The sequence below is a fragment of the Stutzerimonas stutzeri genome (assembly GCF_024448985.1).
GTDB classification, from domain to species: Bacteria; Pseudomonadota; Gammaproteobacteria; order Pseudomonadales; family Pseudomonadaceae; genus Stutzerimonas; species Stutzerimonas stutzeri_AP.
In genome coordinates this window covers 77653-93165 of sequence record NZ_JAMOII010000009.1, presented here as the reverse complement: position 1 = coordinate 93165, position 15513 = coordinate 77653, and the positions used below count along the sequence as shown (strand labels likewise).

The 15513-nt window shown below is 62.0% G+C and carries 14 protein-coding genes; 10 read left to right on the top strand and 4 right to left on the bottom strand.

Translation table 11 applies throughout. From position 1 onward, the window contains the following. Positions 1–10: 10 nt before the first annotated feature. The 3 genes from NA647_RS12130 to psrA all read right to left on the bottom strand — a co-directional run bounded on the left by NA647_RS12130 (position 11) and on the right by psrA (position 3433). Positions 11–934 carry a LysR substrate-binding domain-containing protein gene (locus tag NA647_RS12130; RefSeq protein WP_256057923.1) on the bottom strand — a complete coding sequence of 308 codons (924 nt, stop codon included), beginning with the start codon at positions 932–934 and terminating at the stop codon, positions 11–13. Between the two features lie 15 nt (positions 935–949). Next, a complete protein-coding gene (locus NA647_RS12125) occupies positions 950–2239 on the bottom strand; it encodes an MFS transporter (RefSeq protein ID WP_256057922.1) in 1290 nt (429 codons plus the stop codon). 93 nt (positions 2240–2332) lie between these two features. Next, positions 2333–3433: an iron-containing alcohol dehydrogenase PsrA gene (gene psrA / locus NA647_RS12120; protein ID WP_256057921.1), complete on the bottom strand. Its 1101-nt coding sequence runs from the start codon at positions 3431–3433 to the stop codon at positions 2333–2335. 288 nt (positions 3434–3721) lie between these two features. Between psrA and mpl the strand changes: the two genes are divergently transcribed. From mpl to NA647_RS12105, 3 genes are all read left to right on the top strand, one after another. Next, on the top strand, positions 3722–5071 hold the full coding sequence (gene mpl / locus NA647_RS12115; RefSeq protein WP_256057920.1) for a UDP-N-acetylmuramate:L-alanyl-gamma-D-glutamyl-meso-diaminopimelate ligase: 1350 nt from the start codon (positions 3722–3724) through the stop codon (positions 5069–5071). Positions 5072–5143: 72 nt separating this feature from the next. Continuing rightward, positions 5144–5773 (top strand): flavin prenyltransferase UbiX, encoded by a 630-nt coding sequence (gene ubiX / locus NA647_RS12110; RefSeq protein WP_256057918.1) that lies wholly within the window; start codon positions 5144–5146, stop codon positions 5771–5773. A 53-nt stretch (positions 5774–5826) separates the two neighbouring features. After that, positions 5827–6123 carry a YceK/YidQ family lipoprotein gene (locus tag NA647_RS12105; RefSeq protein WP_256057917.1) on the top strand — a complete coding sequence of 99 codons (297 nt, stop codon included), beginning with the start codon at positions 5827–5829 and terminating at the stop codon, positions 6121–6123. On the opposite strand, the gene queG is transcribed toward NA647_RS12105, so the two are convergent. After that, the gene (gene queG / locus NA647_RS12100; protein ID WP_256057916.1) at positions 6061–7185 is read right to left on the bottom strand and encodes a tRNA epoxyqueuosine(34) reductase QueG; all 1125 of its coding nucleotides are present in this window, start codon (positions 7183–7185) and stop codon (positions 6061–6063) included. The two genes, NA647_RS12105 and queG, sit on opposite strands and share 63 nt — an antisense overlap. A 186-nt stretch (positions 7186–7371) precedes the next feature. Here queG and NA647_RS12095 point away from each other — a divergent pair, with 186 nt between their 5' ends. The 7 genes from NA647_RS12095 to hflX all read left to right on the top strand — a co-directional run bounded on the left by NA647_RS12095 (position 7372) and on the right by hflX (position 15422). After that, positions 7372–8871 (top strand): NAD(P)H-hydrate dehydratase, encoded by a 1500-nt coding sequence (locus NA647_RS12095; RefSeq protein WP_256057915.1) that lies wholly within the window; start codon positions 7372–7374, stop codon positions 8869–8871. Beyond that, entirely contained in the window at positions 8859–9329 is a 471-nt protein-coding gene (tsaE, locus tag NA647_RS12090; RefSeq protein WP_256057914.1) for a tRNA (adenosine(37)-N6)-threonylcarbamoyltransferase complex ATPase subunit type 1 TsaE, read from the top strand. The genes NA647_RS12095 and tsaE overlap by 13 nt, the downstream gene beginning before the upstream one ends. 17 nt (positions 9330–9346) lie before the next feature. After that, positions 9347–10759: an N-acetylmuramoyl-L-alanine amidase gene (locus NA647_RS12085; RefSeq protein WP_272889669.1), complete on the top strand. Its 1413-nt coding sequence runs from the start codon at positions 9347–9349 to the stop codon at positions 10757–10759. Further along, positions 10756–12633 carry a DNA mismatch repair endonuclease MutL gene (gene mutL, locus NA647_RS12080; RefSeq protein ID WP_256057913.1) on the top strand — a complete coding sequence of 626 codons (1878 nt, stop codon included), beginning with the start codon at positions 10756–10758 and terminating at the stop codon, positions 12631–12633. Before NA647_RS12085 ends, mutL begins: the two co-directional genes overlap by 4 nt. Positions 12634–12791: 158 nt before the next feature. Then, a complete protein-coding gene (gene miaA / locus NA647_RS12075; RefSeq protein WP_256057912.1) occupies positions 12792–13763 on the top strand; it encodes a tRNA (adenosine(37)-N6)-dimethylallyltransferase MiaA in 972 nt (323 codons plus the stop codon). Between the two features lie 90 nt (positions 13764–13853). After that, complete coding sequence (gene hfq / locus NA647_RS12070; protein ID WP_256057911.1) at positions 13854–14108, top strand: RNA chaperone Hfq; 255 nt, start codon at positions 13854–13856, stop codon at positions 14106–14108. A 12-nt stretch (positions 14109–14120) separates the two neighbouring features. Further along, the gene (gene hflX, locus NA647_RS12065) at positions 14121–15422 is read left to right on the top strand and encodes a ribosome rescue GTPase HflX (RefSeq protein ID WP_131649783.1); all 1302 of its coding nucleotides are present in this window, start codon (positions 14121–14123) and stop codon (positions 15420–15422) included. Positions 15423–15513 lie beyond the last annotated feature (91 nt).

The window sequence follows — 15513 nt, the reverse complement described above, 5'->3', positions numbered from 1 at the left end:
CTAGTTTGATTCAGTTCGAGTTGTGTGTTGGATCGCCAGTGGTGACGGCGGTCTCGGTGCGGGGTGGATCTGCACCTGGACAGCTATCAAACAGGTCGGCGATCAATGCGCGGTTGCGGCGCACGCCGAGGCAGCAGAGGAAGTAGTCGATATGTAACGGATCATTGGCGAAGCGGATGGCGCGGGTGCCGGGCAGCTCGGCGTATTCGACCTCCGAGACGAAGCCGATCCCGATGCCCTGGGCGATGCTGTGGACAATGGCTTCGCGGCTGTTGAGCTGCATGACGCAGTTCAGCTTGATGCCTCTGTCTAGGCAGGCGCTTTCCACCAGTTGGCGCGTGCGTGAACCTTGCTCACGCAGTACCAGTGCCTGGCTTTCGATCTCATGCAGCTGGACCGACTTCTGCGTGGTCCAGGGATGATCGTGGCGTACCATCGCGACGATCGGGCAGGACCGGTAGAGTTCGGTGTGCAGCCGGCGGTCGAAGTCAGTCAGCGCGAGGATTGCCACATCGATATCGAAGTTATACAGGCGCTCCAGGGTTTCAGCTTCGGTGGTGAACGAGGTGCCGACTTCGATTTCCGGGTGCCGGCGCATCAGTTCATAGGTGAGACTCATGGCAATCGGCGGTGACACGGCCCCAATGCGTATCAGCCCGGTCTTTTTCTGATGGAAGCTTTGCAGTAGCTGAATCGCTTCGTCCTCCTGGCCGAAGAGACCCTGGGTAATGGCGTACAGCTGATGCCCTGCGTCGGTGAGGACCGTACTCCTGCCGCGGCGGTGTAACAGCTCGATCGCGAACTTGCGCTCCAGTGCGGCGACCTGCTCACTCACGGTGGGCTGGCCCAGGCTAAGAAAATCCGCCGCCTGGGTGAAGTTGCCGGTTCGCGCCACCGCGTGAAAGGAGCGAAGCCACTTGTGGTACTGGTACATGCGCTAGGCCCCGGTTCAGCGTTTGACGAAATAGGCGACGGTCGCACTCAGCAGGCATGCTGTGGTGACGACGAGGAAGATGGGCGAAGTGTTGCCGCTCAGGTCCAGAATATGCCCGATCAGCGGCTCGGCCAGCCCGGCGAACAGATAGGACGAGAAGTTCATGATGCCGGTGGCGGTGCCCGCGCGTTTCGCGCCGACCAGGTCGGGGCAGAGCGCCCAGAACGATGACGCCGGGCCGTAGACGAAGAAGCCGCAGAGGAACAATGCCGCTAGGCTGATGACGCTATGGCCGGGCAGGCTCCACATCCACAAGCTGGTCAGCGCACCCAGGACCATGTACAGCATGATGGCCAGGTAGCGTTTGGAGCCGAACAGTTTGTCCGAGATCCAGCCGTTGCTGAGTGCACCGACCGCCATGCCCACCGGCAGTGCGACAGTGATCCAGGTCGGGTTGAGCCATGAATCGCCGCTTTTCCAGTCGCTGCCGATGAAGTGCACCGGCACCCAGATGATCAGGCCGTAGCGGGCCGCGTTCTGGAATCCGAGCGCTATCGCGGCGATCGCAACCTTGGGGTTTCTCAGAACCGCCATGTAACGCTCACGGGAGCTTTCCTGCTTGCCGTCGCTGTTCTCGTGAACCTTGTCCTCTTCGTTTGCAACGCCTGTATCCACCGGCTCGTAGCCCATGTCTTCGGGCTTTTCGCGGGCGATGAGGTAGAAGCGGATGCCGCCGGCGAGCATCAACAGCACGGGCAGACGGAAGATCCAGCGCCAATCCAGGTGCAGGACATCAATGACTACCAGCGAGGTGATGTAGGAAAGGATCGACGCGCAACCGGCAGCAAATACGTAGAAGCCGTAGACCTTGCCGCGTTCGCTCACAGCCCACCAGTTCGACAGGAGCCGGCTTCCGGGCGCCCAACCGAGCGCCTGGAAATAGCCGTTCAGTGCCCATGGCACGAACAGACTGGTCAGGCCCGAGGCGAAGCTGACGACCCAGTTGGCGCCGCAGGAAAGGATGGCGCCGGCGCTCATCATGCGTCGTCCGCCGTACTTGTCGCCGAGGTTGCCGTTGATCGCCTGGCCGATGGCGTACGCCCATAGCATCCCTGTCGACACCCAGCCGAGCGTTTGTTTGGATAGCTCGAACTCCTCCTGCATGCCGGGGATGGCGAAGCCGAACGTCTGACGGCCGGTATAGAAGAACAGGTAGCAGAACATGGCAGCGAAGAGCATTCGCCATTGCATCCGGCGGAATGACCTCGTGGTGGTGCTAGTAGGTAACGCTTCTGCGATTGTCATCGTGTTTATCCTTCTTGTTATAGACCGACGCGCTGACGCCGCGCCGGCTCACTCTTGAGGTGTGGCGGATAACGAGGAGGTTGATCGGGTGGATCAGTGCACGGGGCTTGATGGCGCGCCGATGAAGTTCTTGCCGCGGGCGCCGAGCAGGGCGTAGTCGATCATCTGCTGCGCTTCGTCGGCTGCCACGCCGTAATCGGCAAATTCGGTCTTCACGTCCAGGCTGTGCAGGAACTGGCGAAGCCGTTGCTGAGCGGTGTCGAGATCGGCACCGAACACCTGCTTCAGCACGCGGTCGCGTCCAGGGTCGCGGCCCCAGGCCAGCCCCAGAACCATTGGCAGGGTGAACGAGCAGGCGATGCCATGGGGCAGGCCGTGGCGCAGGGTCATCTCATAGGAAATCGAGTGGGCGAGGGCGGTCTTGGTGTTGGAGAACGCCAGCCCGGCTTTCATCGCGGCCAGGGCCATGCGCGAGCGCAGTTCGAGGTTGCCCAGGTCCTTGCAGAGTGCAGGCAGGCAGTCGAGCACATCACGTATTGCGGATGTGGCGAAGGTGTCCGATACCGAGTTGGCGTTCACGTTCCAGATGGATTCCATCGCATGCGAGAGCGCATCCAGACCCGTGGACACGGTGACGCCCCTGGGAACGGTCAGCATCAGTTGCGGGTCGATGATCGCGGCCCGGGGCCAGGTGCATTCCAGATGCAGGGAGTATTTTTTCAGGTTGGCCGAATCCCAGATCGTCGCCCAGGGCGTCACCTCGCTGCCGGTGCCGGCAGTGGTGGGGATGGCGATCAGGCTTTTGCTGCTGGCTGAGGTGAACGCCTGGCCGCTGGCCAGCAGTTCGAGCAGTTCGTTGAAGCGCCCGCTTTGGGTGCCGACGATCAGTGCCTTGGCGGTGTCGATGGCGCTGCCGCCACCCAGAGCGATCACCGTCTGGCAGTGGCTGGCCTGTTGCCAGAAGCGCTCGTATATACCGCTCAGCTGCGCAACGTCGGGGTTGGGCTGCACATCCTCGACGATGTAGGCCAGTCGATCACCGAGCAGCGCCTGCACACGATCGATCAGGCCCAGCGAGCGTGCTTCGGGAAAAGTGACAAGGGCGACGTACTGGTTTTCGGTAAGGCTGCGAATTTCCTTCAGGCTGTCGGCGCCAAAGAAAGTCGCGACCGGGTTGTGGAATTTCTGCGGCATGCAAGGCTCCTGGGCTTGTTTTAGTAGGTGACCGAGTGGTCATACTTGCCCTCGCTTGCCGATGAGTGCCAATCGATTGTTAGGCAGTGTGTATCGACTCAGCCGATAGTTGGCGAAAAGCGGCTCAGGTGTGAGGGCGCGGCGAGCGTGCTCCGAGGTGTTGGCGCAGCTGCCAGACTCCCAGCTGGATCGCGGCTGGAAGGGCCGTCTCGTGCTAATCTGCTGCGCAATCTTTGCGGCCGAACTCCTCTGCTGGAAGTCGAGAGCGGCGCTTTTTCGAGGTCATCCATGCATATCCATATTCTCGGCATCTGCGGCACCTTCATGGGCTCGCTGGCCGTTCTCGCCAAGGAACTGGGCCATCGCGTCACCGGCTCCGACGCCAACGTCTATCCCCCCATGAGCACTCAGCTGGAAGCCCAGGGCATTCAGTTGACCCAGGGCTATGAGCCGAGCCAGCTCGATCCGGCGCCGGATTTGGTGGTGATCGGCAATGCACTGTCGCGCGGCAACCCGGCGGTGGAATATGTGCTCAATAAAGGGCTGCCTTACGTTTCCGGCCCGCAATGGTTGGCCGATCACGTGCTGCAAGGGCGTTGGGTGTTGGCCGCGGCAGGCACGCATGGCAAGACCACCACCAGCAGCATGCTGGCCTGGGTGCTGGAACACGCCGGGATGAGTCCGGGCTTCCTCATCGGTGGTGTCCCGCAGAACTTTGGCATCTCTGCGCGCTTGGGCGGCACGCCTTTCTTCGTGGTCGAAGCGGACGAGTACGACAGCGCCTTCTTCGACAAGCGCAGCAAGTTCGTCCACTACCGCCCGCGCACGGCGATCCTCAATAACCTCGAATTCGACCACGCGGACATCTTTCCCGACCTCGCGGCGATCGAACGGCAGTTTCATCATCTGGTACGCATCGTGCCTAGCGAAGGGCTGGTCATCCATCCTCAATCCGAAGAAGCGCTAAAGCGCGTGGTCGGCATGGGCTGCTGGACACCGGTGCAGACAACCGGCGAAGGCGGGCAATGGCAGGCCAACCTGCTCAGCGCCGACGGCTCGCGCTTCGAGGTGATCTTCGGCGGCACTGTGCAAGGCGTGGTGGACTGGGAATTGACTGGTCAGCACAACGTCAATAACGCTCTGGCCACGCTCGCGGCGGCGCGCCATGTCGGCGTATTGCCCAAGCAGGGAGCCGAAGCGCTGAGCGAATTCCGCAGTGTCAAGCGACGCATGGAAAAGGTCGCAGACGTGAATGGCGTGACCATTTATGACGACTTCGCCCATCACCCGACAGCCATCGCCACCACCCTGGACGGCCTGCGCAAGCGCGTCGGCGATGCACCGATCATCGCCGTGGTCGAGCCGCGCTCCAATTCGATGAAGCTTGGCGCGCACCGTGAAGGCCTGGCCGAATCGGTGGCGCAGGCCAATCAGGCGATCTGGTACGCGCCGCCAAATCTCGGCTGGGACTTGGCCGCGGCGGTCGCCGGCTCGCCTGTCGAGACGACGGTTTGCGACTCGTTGGATGCAATCATCGCCAAGGTCAAGGCCGACGCCACGCCGGGCACTCAAGTGGTGGTGATGAGCAACGGTGGTTTTGGTGGGTTGCACGGCAAATTGGCCGAGGCGCTGGCGTAGGGCCTTATTTGGTGGGCTGAAGCCCACCCTACCCAGCCCACCGAAAAGACCACGCAATAGGATAAGCAACGAATGAACGGACCGGAACGCATCACCCTGGCAATGACCGGCGCATCCGGCGCGCAATACGGCTTACGCCTGCTTGATTGCCTGATCCAGGAAGACCGCGAGGTGCACTTCCTGATCTCCAAGGCCGCGCAACTGGTGATGGCCACCGAAACCGACGTAGTACTGCCGGCCAAACCCCAGGCCATGCAGGCGTTTCTTTCCGAATACACCGGCGCGGCGGCGGGGCAGATCCGGGTATTCGCCAAGGAAGATTGGATGGCGCCGCCGGCTTCCGGCTCCGGCGCACCGACGGCGATGGTGGTGGTGCCCTGTTCCACCGGCACGCTGTCAGCTATCGCCACAGGCGCCTGCAACAACCTGATCGAACGCGCGGCGGACGTCACCCTCAAAGAGCGCCGCCAACTCATTCTCGTGCCACGCGAGGCGCCGTATTCGAGCATCCACCTGGAGAACATGCTCAAGCTGTCGAATCTGGGTGCGGTGATCCTGCCGGCTTCGCCCGGCTTCTACCACCAGCCGCAGACCCTCGACGACCTGGTGGATTTCGTCGTCGCGCGCATCCTCAATCTGCTGCAGATTCCCCAGGACATGCTGCCGCGTTGGGGTGAGCACCATTTCGTCAGCGACGAGTGAAGCGCGCCGAGGATGGCATTGTTCGCAGCGATACCCATATTCAGGAGCTGCAGGTGAAACACAAGGCTACCCTCGGGTCGACTCTGCTTGCCGTCCTTCTGCTATCTGGCTGCGCCACGGTCCGCACCCTCGATGCGGCCAAGCCCGGCGCGCCGATCATCTATTCCGGTACGCGCCTCGACTGGTACAGCCTCAACGGCGGCTGCTGTCCTCACGAGCGCTTCGGTGCCACCGCGCCGAAACATGCCGCTCTGGATCTGCCGGCCAGTCTGCTGCTCGATACGCTGTTATTGCCCTTCGCCGTGGCGGCGGAGCTCGGCGTCGGATTGGGCGTGAGCGGTGGGCTCTAGACGGTTGCCGTGCTGAGCCAGTGCCCATTCCACATGCTCACGCACCAGCTCCGAGGGATCGTCACGGCGGGCTTGCAAGGCTTCCAGCACCGGAATGCTCGACGGTGCATTGCCCAGCCCGACCGCCAGGTTGCGCAACCAGCGCTCGTAACCGGCGCGGCGCAACGGCGAGCCTTCGGTGCGGCTGAGAAATTCGTCTTCGCCCCAGCGGAATAGCGCCGCCAACTCGGCATTGTCCAGGCTGTGGCGCGGCTGGAAGTCGGTTTGTTCGGTCGGTTTGGCGAAACGATTCCAAGGGCAGACGATCTGGCAATCGTCGCAGCCGAACACGCGGTTGCCGACCTTGCTGCGCAATTCCACCGGGATCGGGCCTTTCAGTTCGATGGTCAGGTAGGAAATGCAGCGCCGCGCATCCAGTATCCGTTCGCCTACGAAGGCCTCGGTGGGGCAAATGTCCAGGCAGGCTTGGCAACTGCCGCAATGCTGACTGGTAACGGGCTCGTCGACGGGCAGGTCGATATCGACGAACAGCTCGCCGAGGAAGAACCAGCTACCGGCCTTGCGGTTGAGCAGCAGGGTGTTCTTGCCAATCCAGCCGAGTCCTGCCTGCTGCGCCGCGGCTTTTTCCAGCACCGGCGCGCTGTCGACGAAGGCGCGGAAGCCGAACGGGCCGACTACTTGCTGGATACGCTCGGCCAGTTGTTGGATTCGTTTGCGGATCAGCTTGTGGTAGTCGCGGCCAAGGGCGTAGCGCGAGACGTAGGCCTTTTCCGACTCGGCCAGACGCTGGCTCATGCGCGTGTCGCCGGGCAAGTAATCCATGCGCAACGAGATTACGCGTAGGGTGCCGGGCACCAGTTCGTCGGGCCGTGAGCGCTTGTTGCCGTGGGCGGCCATGTAATCCATCTCGCCCTGGTAGCCCTCGGCGAGCCAGCGCTGCAGATGCGCCTCATGCTCGGCCAGGTCGACACCAGTGATGCCGACCTGCTGAAAGCCCAGCTCGCGTCCCCATTCCTTGATGGATTGGGCGAGAGCGGCGGGGTCGAGGGTTTGGTTGGACATTGGATAAGGTCTTCGAGACTTCGTCGCGTATGGGGGGCGTTTGGTTCGGCGCGGTATAGGAAAGGGTGGTGAATGCATCGGCTGGCGCCCGTTGCGCTTGAGCGGCTGCGGTGAAACTCGATGCATCCGCGGGCGGGCCGGGTGGCGCATGCGTATAATTCTGCCAGATATTCGTTCGGGTGATTCATGTCTCAGACCACCGATACCTTGCCCACCTCTTTATATACTGCCGCCCAGGTGCGAGAGATCGACGCACGTCTGATCGCCGCAGGTACACCCGGTTTCGAACTGATGCAGCGCGCTGCCCACGCTGCCTGGCGTTCGTTGCGTCGGCGTTGGCCTGACGAGCAGTGGATCACCGTGATGGCTGGACGTGGCAACAATGCCGGTGACGGCTACCTGATCGCTGCCTTGGCGCAGCGTGGTGGTCGTCAGGTTCAGGTGCTCGCGGTGGGTGATCCGCAGCAGCTTCAAGGTGATGCCGCTCAGGCTTTCGCTGTGGCCCGGGAGGCTGGCGTCACCATGCTGCCATGGACGCCGGAGGCAAGCCTGCAAGGTGTGCTGGTCGATGCGCTGCTGGGCACTGGGGTCTCCGGAGAGGTTCGCGAGCCGTACGCCAGTGCCATTCGTGCTATGAACAATAGTCGTCAGCCGGTTCTCGCTGTCGACCTGCCGTCCGGCCTCTGTGCCGATACCGGGCGCGTGCTGGGGGAGGCGGTGACGGCGGACCTCACGGTGTCCTTTATCGGCCTGAAGGTCGGACTGTTCACGGGCGAGGGGCCGGATCGGGTCGGTGAGCTGGTATTCGACGACTTGCAGGTCGACGGGGCCATCGTTGATCAAGTCCAACCCGGCATAGAGCGCCTGTGTGCGGCGAACCTTCCGACCTTGGCGCCTCGCAAGCCGACGGCGCACAAGGGCAGCTTCGGTCAGGTGCTGGTGATAGGAGGCGATCTGGGCACTGGCGGCGCGGCATTGCTCAGTGCCGAAGCGGCGCTGCGTTGCGGTGCCGGCATGGTGACCTTGGCGACGCGGCCCGAGCACGTGACGGCATCGCTGGTGCGGCGTCCGGAAATCATGTGCAGTGGCGTGGAGTCTACCTATGCGTTGACTGCACTGACCCAGCGCGCCGATGTGCTGGTGATCGGTCCGGGTCTGGGGCAGGCGCCGTGGGGGCGCAGTTTGCTGTCGCTGGCGCCGCAGTGTCGCGTACCTCAGGTATGGGATGCTGATGCACTGAATCTGCTGGCGGCAGGCGCGGTCGAGCTGCCGAGCGATTGCCTGCTGACGCCGCACCCGGGCGAGGCTGCGCGGTTGTTGGGTATCACGGTTGGTGACGTTCAGGCTGATCGTCCCGCGGCGGCCCGAATGCTGGCGAGCCGCTACGGTTGCACCGTGTTGCTCAAGGGGGCGGGAACGCTGATCGCGCACTCTGATGGACGACTGGCGCTGTGTGATCGCGGCCATCCGGCCATGGCCAGCGCGGGGCTTGGCGATGTTCTGGCGGGCCTCGCTGGAGCTCTGTTGGTCCAGGGGCTCGCGCCGTTCGGTGCGGCCTGCCTCGCCGTGTGGCTGCACGCAGTAGCTGGCGAGCGTCTCGGCAAGCAAGGGCGCGGGCTGGCTGCCGCCGATCTGATTCCTGCCATCCGCCAGTTACTCGAGGAGTGCTCGCCATGCCGGACGTGACGCTGTTTGCTGCAGACGAAGAGGCGATGCTGGTGCTCGGCGCACGCATCGCCCAGACGACCGGCGGTCGGGGCGTGATCTATCTGCACGGTGACCTCGGTGCGGGCAAGACGACGCTATCGCGCGGGCTGATTCGTGGTTTCGGCCATCAAGGCAAGGTCAAGAGTCCAACCTTTACCCTGGTCGAGCCCTACGAAACACCGGCTGCGCGGGTCTTTCACTTCGATCTGTACCGGCTCGTCGATCCGGAAGAACTGGAATTTCTCGGCATTCGTGACTATTTCGAAGGGGACGCGCTGTGCCTTATAGAGTGGCCAGAACGTGGCGCCGGCATTTTGCCAAAGGCCGACCTGGACATTACCATTACGCCCCAGGGCGCCGGCCGGTTGCTGCGCCTGACGCCACGAGGCGAGCGTGGTGAAAGCTGGTGTTCCATCCTGACCATCGGTGAACAATGAACAACATGGGGTTGGGTATGCGCATGCGCGCGCTGGTGAGTGGTTTGGTATTGATGCTCGCGGCCGTACAGGCCCTGGCTGCGTCCGATGTGCAAAGCGTGCGGCTCTGGCGTGCGCCGGACAATACGCGTCTGGTGTTCGATCTTTCCGGTCCGGTACAGCACAACGTGTTTACCCTGACGGCGCCGGATCGCATCGTTATCGACGTCGATGGTGGCAATCTACCCAAGCCGTTCGAGCAGCTTGCGCTGAAAAATACGCCGATTTCCGGGCTGCGTGCGGCCAAGTTCGATGCCGATACGTTGCGCGTGGTAATCGATCTCTCCGCCCAGGTCACGCCCAAGAGTTTCACCCTGACGCCGAATCAGCAATACGGTCATCGGCTCGTGGTCGATCTGTACGATGAGGGTGCCGATCCGTCCACCACGGCGGATATTCCAGCAACGACCACGCCGAGCACGCCTGCCGCGCCCGTATCACCAACCCTGCCTGCGCTGAAACTGCCACCGCTGCCCAGTAGCAAGCGTGACATCATTATCGCCATCGATGCTGGCCATGGTGGTGAGGACCCAGGCGCGATCGGCCCGGGCAAGGCGTACGAAAAGAACGTGGTACTGCAAATTTCAAAAGAGCTGCAGCGCCAGATCAATGCCGAAAAGGGCTTCCGCGCCGAGCTGGTCCGAACCGGTGATTACTTCATTCCATTGCGCAAACGTACCGAAATCGCCCGCAAGAAGGGCGCGGATCTGTTCGTTTCGATACACGCCGACGCGGCGCCGCGCTCGTCCGCTTATGGGGCCTCGGTGTTTGCTCTGTCCGACCGCGGCGCTACCTCGGAAACTGCACGGTGGCTGGCGGATAGTGAGAACCGCTCCGACCTGATCGGCGGTGCCGGCAGCGTCAACCTTGGCGAGGACCAGATGCTTGCCGGCGTGTTGCTGGATCTGTCCATGACGGCGTCGCTGGCGTCCAGTCTGAACGTGGGGCAGAAGGTGCTGAGCAACATGGGCCGGATCACGCGCCTGCACAAGAGTCGAGTGGAGCAGGCCGGTTTCATGGTGCTGAAGTCGCCGGATATACCGTCGATCCTGGTGGAGACTGGCTTCATCTCCAACCCGTCCGAAGCACGCAAATTACAAACCGCTTCCCACCAGCAGTCGCTGGCTCGCTCGATTCACAGCGGTGTGCGGCAGTTCTTCCACGAAAACCCGCCGCCTGGCACCTATGTCGCCTGGCTGAGGGACTCCGGCAAGATTGCCAGTGTTCCCCGTGAGCATGTGGTGCGCTCCGGTGAAAGCCTGGCCTTGCTTGCTCAGCGTTATCAGATCAGCTTGCCCGCGCTGCGCAGTGCCAACGGCCTGAAAGGCGACGTAATCAAGGTTGGACAGACTCTGAACATTCCCGCTACGACCCTGGCATCGCAGCCATGACCGAAGCTGCGCGCATCCAGCTGCTTAGCCCGCGGCTGGCGAACCAGATCGCCGCTGGGGAAGTGGTCGAACGGCCCGCGTCGGTCATCAAGGAATTGTTGGAGAACAGCCTCGATTCGGGCGCCACGCGTATCGAGGTGGATGTCGAGCAGGGTGGGGTGAAGCTGCTGCGCGTGCGTGACGATGGCTGCGGCATTCCCGCCGATGATCTGCCGCTGGCCCTGGCTCGGCATGCGACTAGCAAGATCCGCGACCTGGAAGACCTCGAGCGTGTTATGAGCCTGGGTTTCCGCGGCGAGGCGCTGGCGTCGATCAGTTCGGTGTCGCGTCTGACGCTCACCTCGCGCACCGCCGATGCCGCTGAGGCCTGGCAGGTCGAAACCGAAGGCCGGGACATGGAGGCTCGCGTTCAGCCTGCGGCGCATCCGGTTGGTACCTCGGTCGAAGTGCGTGATCTTTTCTTCAACACGCCGGCACGACGCAAGTTTCTACGCACCGAGAAAACTGAATTCGATCATTTGCAGGAAGTGATCAAGCGGCTGGCGCTGGCACGTTTCGATGTAGCGTTTCATCTGCGGCACAACGGAAAGGTCGTACTCGCCCTGCATCAGGCCAGCGATGCTGCGTCGCGGGCGCGGCGTGTGGCCTCGGTGTGCGGTCCGGCTTTTCTCGAGCAGGCGCTGCCGGTGGAAATCGAGCGCAACGGTTTGCATCTTTGGGGTTGGGTCGGTCTGCCGACGTTTTCCCGCAGCCAGGCGGATCTGCAGTATTTCTACGTGAACGGGCGCATGGTGCGCGACAAGCTGGTCGCACATGCGGTGCGTCAGGCGTACCGGGATGTGCTGTTCAATGGGCGCCATCCGACTTTCGTGCTGTTCCTCGATGTCGATCCGGCCGTGGTGGACGTCAACGTCCACCCGACCAAGCACGAGGTACGCTTCCGCGATAACCGCATGGTGCACGACTTCCTGTACGGCACGCTGCACCGTGCGCTCGGAGATGTACGTCCAGAGGATCAACTGGCCGCGCCGGCCAGCGTGACGCCGATGAGTCAGGTCACTGGCCTCGCTGCGGGCGAGTTTGCCGGGCAGAACGAGATGAGCCTCGCTGCCAGCGTCCTCGAACAGCCACAAACTCAACAACCGCCCTGGCGCGGAGCGGGAGCTGGCTACCAGGCGCCTCGGCCAATGCCGACCGGCAATGTCGCGGAAGCACAGGGCGCCTATCGTGAGTTTTTTTCGCCGCTGGCCGACGTGAGCCCTGCGCCCTTGCCGGAGAGCCAGGATGACGCCCCGCCGCTCGGCTATGCGTTGGCCCAGCTCAAGGGTATCTATATCCTTGCGGAAAATGCTCTTGGGCTGGTGCTTGTAGATATGCATGCTGCCCATGAGCGAATCATGTATGAGCGGCTCAAGACGGCGATGGCCAGTGAAGGGCTGCGAGGCCAGCCGTTGCTGGTACCCGAATCGATTGCCGTCAGCCAGCGTGAGGCGGACTGTGCCGAAGAGCATGCACACTGGTTCCAAATGCTCGGTTTCGAACTGCAGCGGCTTGGTCCCGAGAGTCTGGCGATTCGTCAGATTCCGTCCCTGCTCAAGCAGGCCGAAGCCACGCGGCTGGTGCAGGACGTGCTCGCCGACCTGCTCGAATATGGCACCAGCGATCGTATTCAGGCTCATCTCAACGAACTCCTCGGCACCATGGCCTGCCACGGTGCGGTGCGTGCGAATCGACGCCTGACCCTGCCGGAAATGAATGGTCTGCTGCGTGACATGGAGCAGACCGAGCGCAGCGGTCAATGCAATCATGGCCGGCCGACCTGGACGCAGCTGGGCATGGGAGAGCTGGACAAGCTGTTTTTGCGTGGGCGCTAGCGGATATGAGCTTGAAGCTGAAAGCCCGAAGCTGGAAGTAAGAGCTTCGCAAAGTCTGGCCGCGTCCGCAGACTGATTCGCTTCCAGCTTCCAGCTTCCAGCTTCCAGCTTCCAGCTTCCAGCTTCCAGCTTCCAGCTTTCTGTTAATGGATTCACCGATGCCCCCGTTACCCCCCGCCATCTTTCTCATGGGTCCTACAGCTGCCGGCAAGACCGATCTGGCGCTGGAGCTAGCGCGTGTGCTGCCCTGCGATCTGATCAGTGTCGATTCGGCCTTGGTATATCGTGGGATGGACATCGGCACCGCCAAACCTTCGGCCGAAGTGCTTCGAGAGTTTCCGCATCGGCTGATCGATATCCGCGACCCGACGCAGAGCTACTCGGCCGCGGACTTCGTAGGCGATGCGCTGGCTGCGATGGCGGAAAGTACTGCGGCAGGGCGTATCCCGTTGCTGGTTGGCGGGACCATGCTCTACTTCAAGGCGTTGAGCGAGGGCCTCGCCGATATGCCTGCTGCCAATTCTGCTGTACGTGCTGAGTTGGAAGCGCAGGCACAGCTAGAGGGCCTGGCGGCGCTGCATCGGCAGTTAGCCGAGGTCGACCCGGAGTCCGCGGCTCGAATTCACCCCAACGACCCCCAGCGGCTGGTCAGGGCTTTGGAGGTCTTCAGAGTCAGCGGCATTAGCATGTCCGAACACCGTGCCCGACAAAGGTCGCAAAAAGCCGGAGCGGGCACGCCAGACGGCGGCGTCTTGCCCTATACTGTCGCCCAGTTGTCCGTCGCGCCTACGCAGCGGCAGGTCTTGCATCAGCGTATCGAGCAACGCTTCGTCGCGATGGTTGAACAGGGCTTTGTCGAAGAGGTCGAAATGCTTCGTAGGCGCGACGATCTGCATCCTGAGCTACCCTCCATGCGTGCCGTAGGCTATCGCCAGGTCTGGAGCTACCTGGACGGCTCGTATTCGCGCGATGAGATGGTTCAACGCGGTGTCATCGCAACCCGGCAGCTGGCCAAGCGGCAGTTCACTTGGTTGCGTGGCTGGGAGGGCGTTCATTGGTTGGAGAGTTCGGCCTGCGACAATCTGCCGCGAGCATTGAAATACTTGGAGAGGCTCACCATATTGAGCTGACACTGTAATTTGACCGGCTATCCTCACATCACTGGCCAGCCGTGTTCGATTCTAAAAATTAATGAAAAGATCCTTTAAGGAGTGCGGCACATGTCAAAAGGGCATTCGCTACAAGACCCTTACCTCAACACACTGCGTAAGGAGCGCGTTCCGGTTTCTATCTACCTGGTCAACGGCATCAAGCTCCAGGGGCAGATCGAGTCATTCGACCAGTTCGTCATCCTCTTGAAAAATACGGTCAGCCAGATGGTCTATAAGCACGCCATTTCGACCGTCGTTCCAGGCCGTCCGGTGCGCTTGCCAGCCGCTGGCGACGCGGAGCAGTCCGACTCGGGTAACGACTAAGGGGGGCCTTCTTTGTTCTTCGAACGTCCCGGTGGTGGTGAGCGGGCTATCCTGGTTCATCTGGATGGTCAGGATCCAGCGGCGCGTGAAGATCCTCAGGAGTTTCAGGAGCTGGCACGGTCAGCTGGCGCTGAAGCTGTTGGCTTCGTCAATGTGGCAAGGCACCAGCCGTCCGCCAAATTTCTGATTGGCAGCGGCAAAGTCGAAGAGCTGCGTGACCTCGTCAAGGATGGCGAGGTCGAGCTGGTCATTTTCAATCACACACTTACTCCCAGTCAGGAACGCAATCTCGAGCGTGCCCTGGAATGCCGTGTGCTCGATCGAACCGGTTTGATTCTGGATATCTTTGCTCAGCGTGCGCGTACGCATGAAGGCAAGCTGCAGGTCGAGCTGGCCCAGCTGGAATACATGAGTACTCGTCTGGTACGTGGCTGGACTCACCTTGAGCGGCAGAAGGGCGGTATCGGTCTGCGTGGCCCTGGTGAAACCCAGTTGGAAACGGACCGGCGGCTGTTGCGTGTGCGGGTTCGCCAGATCAAACAGCGGCTGGAGAAGGTTCGGGGCCAGCGTGAGCAGGCTCGCCGAGGGCGTCGCCGTGCCGACATTCCTCTGATCTCTCTGGTGGGCTACACCAACGCCGGCAAGTCCACGTTATTCAACGCGTTGACCGAAGCCGACGTCTACGCAGCCAATCAGCTGTTCGCGACGCTTGATCCGACCTTGCGTCGTCTGGAGTTGGATGATCTAGGGCCGGTGGTGCTCGCCGATACGGTGGGTTTCATTCGTCATTTGCCGCACAAACTGGTCGAATCCTTTCGCGCCACCCTCGAAGAGTCCAGCAATGCTGATCTACTGCTGCATGTCATCGATGCGCATGAGCCTGAGCGCGATCAGCAGATCGAGCAGGTGTTGGCGGTGCTGACCGAGATCGGTGCTCACGAGCTGCCGATACTGGAGGTCTACAACAAGGTGGATCTGCTGGAGGGTATCGAGCCGCAGATCCAGCGCAACGCAGACGGTGTGCCGCAGCGCGTTTGGGTATCGGCGCAGCAGGGGCTTGGGCTCGACCTGTTGAAGCAGGCTGTGGCCGAATTGCTGGGCGACGATCTGTTCGTGGGAACGCTTCGGCTTCCGCAAAATCTTGGGCGGCTACGGGCGCAGTTGTTTGACTTGGGCGCAGTGCAATCCGAATCCCATGACGATGAGGGCGGTAGTCTACTCGACGTGAGATTGCAGCGTGTCGAGCTGCATCGTCTCATCAGTCGCGCGGGTCTCGAAGCGGAACTGTTCTTCGAACAACACACTTTGCAATAAAGCTCGGGGGGCTTTTAAGCCGTTCGTTCCGGGCTTTCGGTAGCATTGGCGGGCGCGCCGTTGGCGCGCCTTTAGCTTTATTTGAATGGAG

Bases quoted from the DNA above. Each gene is read 5' to 3' on its own strand.
- miaA (WP_256057912.1), top strand. From the start codon at position 12,792: ATGCCCCCGTTACCCCCCGCCATCTTTCTCATGGGTCCTACAGCTGCC.
- ubiX (WP_256057918.1), top strand. From the start codon at position 5,144: ATGAACGGACCGGAACGCATCACCCTGGCAATGACCGGCGCATCCGGC.
- psrA (WP_256057921.1), bottom strand. From the start codon at position 3,433: ATGCCGCAGAAATTCCACAACCCGGTCGCGACTTTCTTTGGCGCCGAC.
- NA647_RS12125 (WP_256057922.1), bottom strand. From the start codon at position 2,239: ATGACAATCGCAGAAGCGTTACCTACTAGCACCACCACGAGGTCATTC.
- mutL (WP_256057913.1), top strand. From the start codon at position 10,756: ATGACCGAAGCTGCGCGCATCCAGCTGCTTAGCCCGCGGCTGGCGAAC.
- NA647_RS12085 (WP_272889669.1), top strand. From the start codon at position 9,347: ATGCGCATGCGCGCGCTGGTGAGTGGTTTGGTATTGATGCTCGCGGCC.
- queG (WP_256057916.1), bottom strand. From the start codon at position 7,185: ATGTCCAACCAAACCCTCGACCCCGCCGCTCTCGCCCAATCCATCAAG.
- mpl (WP_256057920.1), top strand. From the start codon at position 3,722: ATGCATATCCATATTCTCGGCATCTGCGGCACCTTCATGGGCTCGCTG.
- NA647_RS12130 (WP_256057923.1), bottom strand. From the start codon at position 934: ATGTACCAGTACCACAAGTGGCTTCGCTCCTTTCACGCGGTGGCGCGA.
- hfq (WP_256057911.1), top strand. From the start codon at position 13,854: ATGTCAAAAGGGCATTCGCTACAAGACCCTTACCTCAACACACTGCGT.
- tsaE (WP_256057914.1), top strand. From the start codon at position 8,859: ATGCCGGACGTGACGCTGTTTGCTGCAGACGAAGAGGCGATGCTGGTG.
- NA647_RS12095 (WP_256057915.1), top strand. From the start codon at position 7,372: ATGTCTCAGACCACCGATACCTTGCCCACCTCTTTATATACTGCCGCC.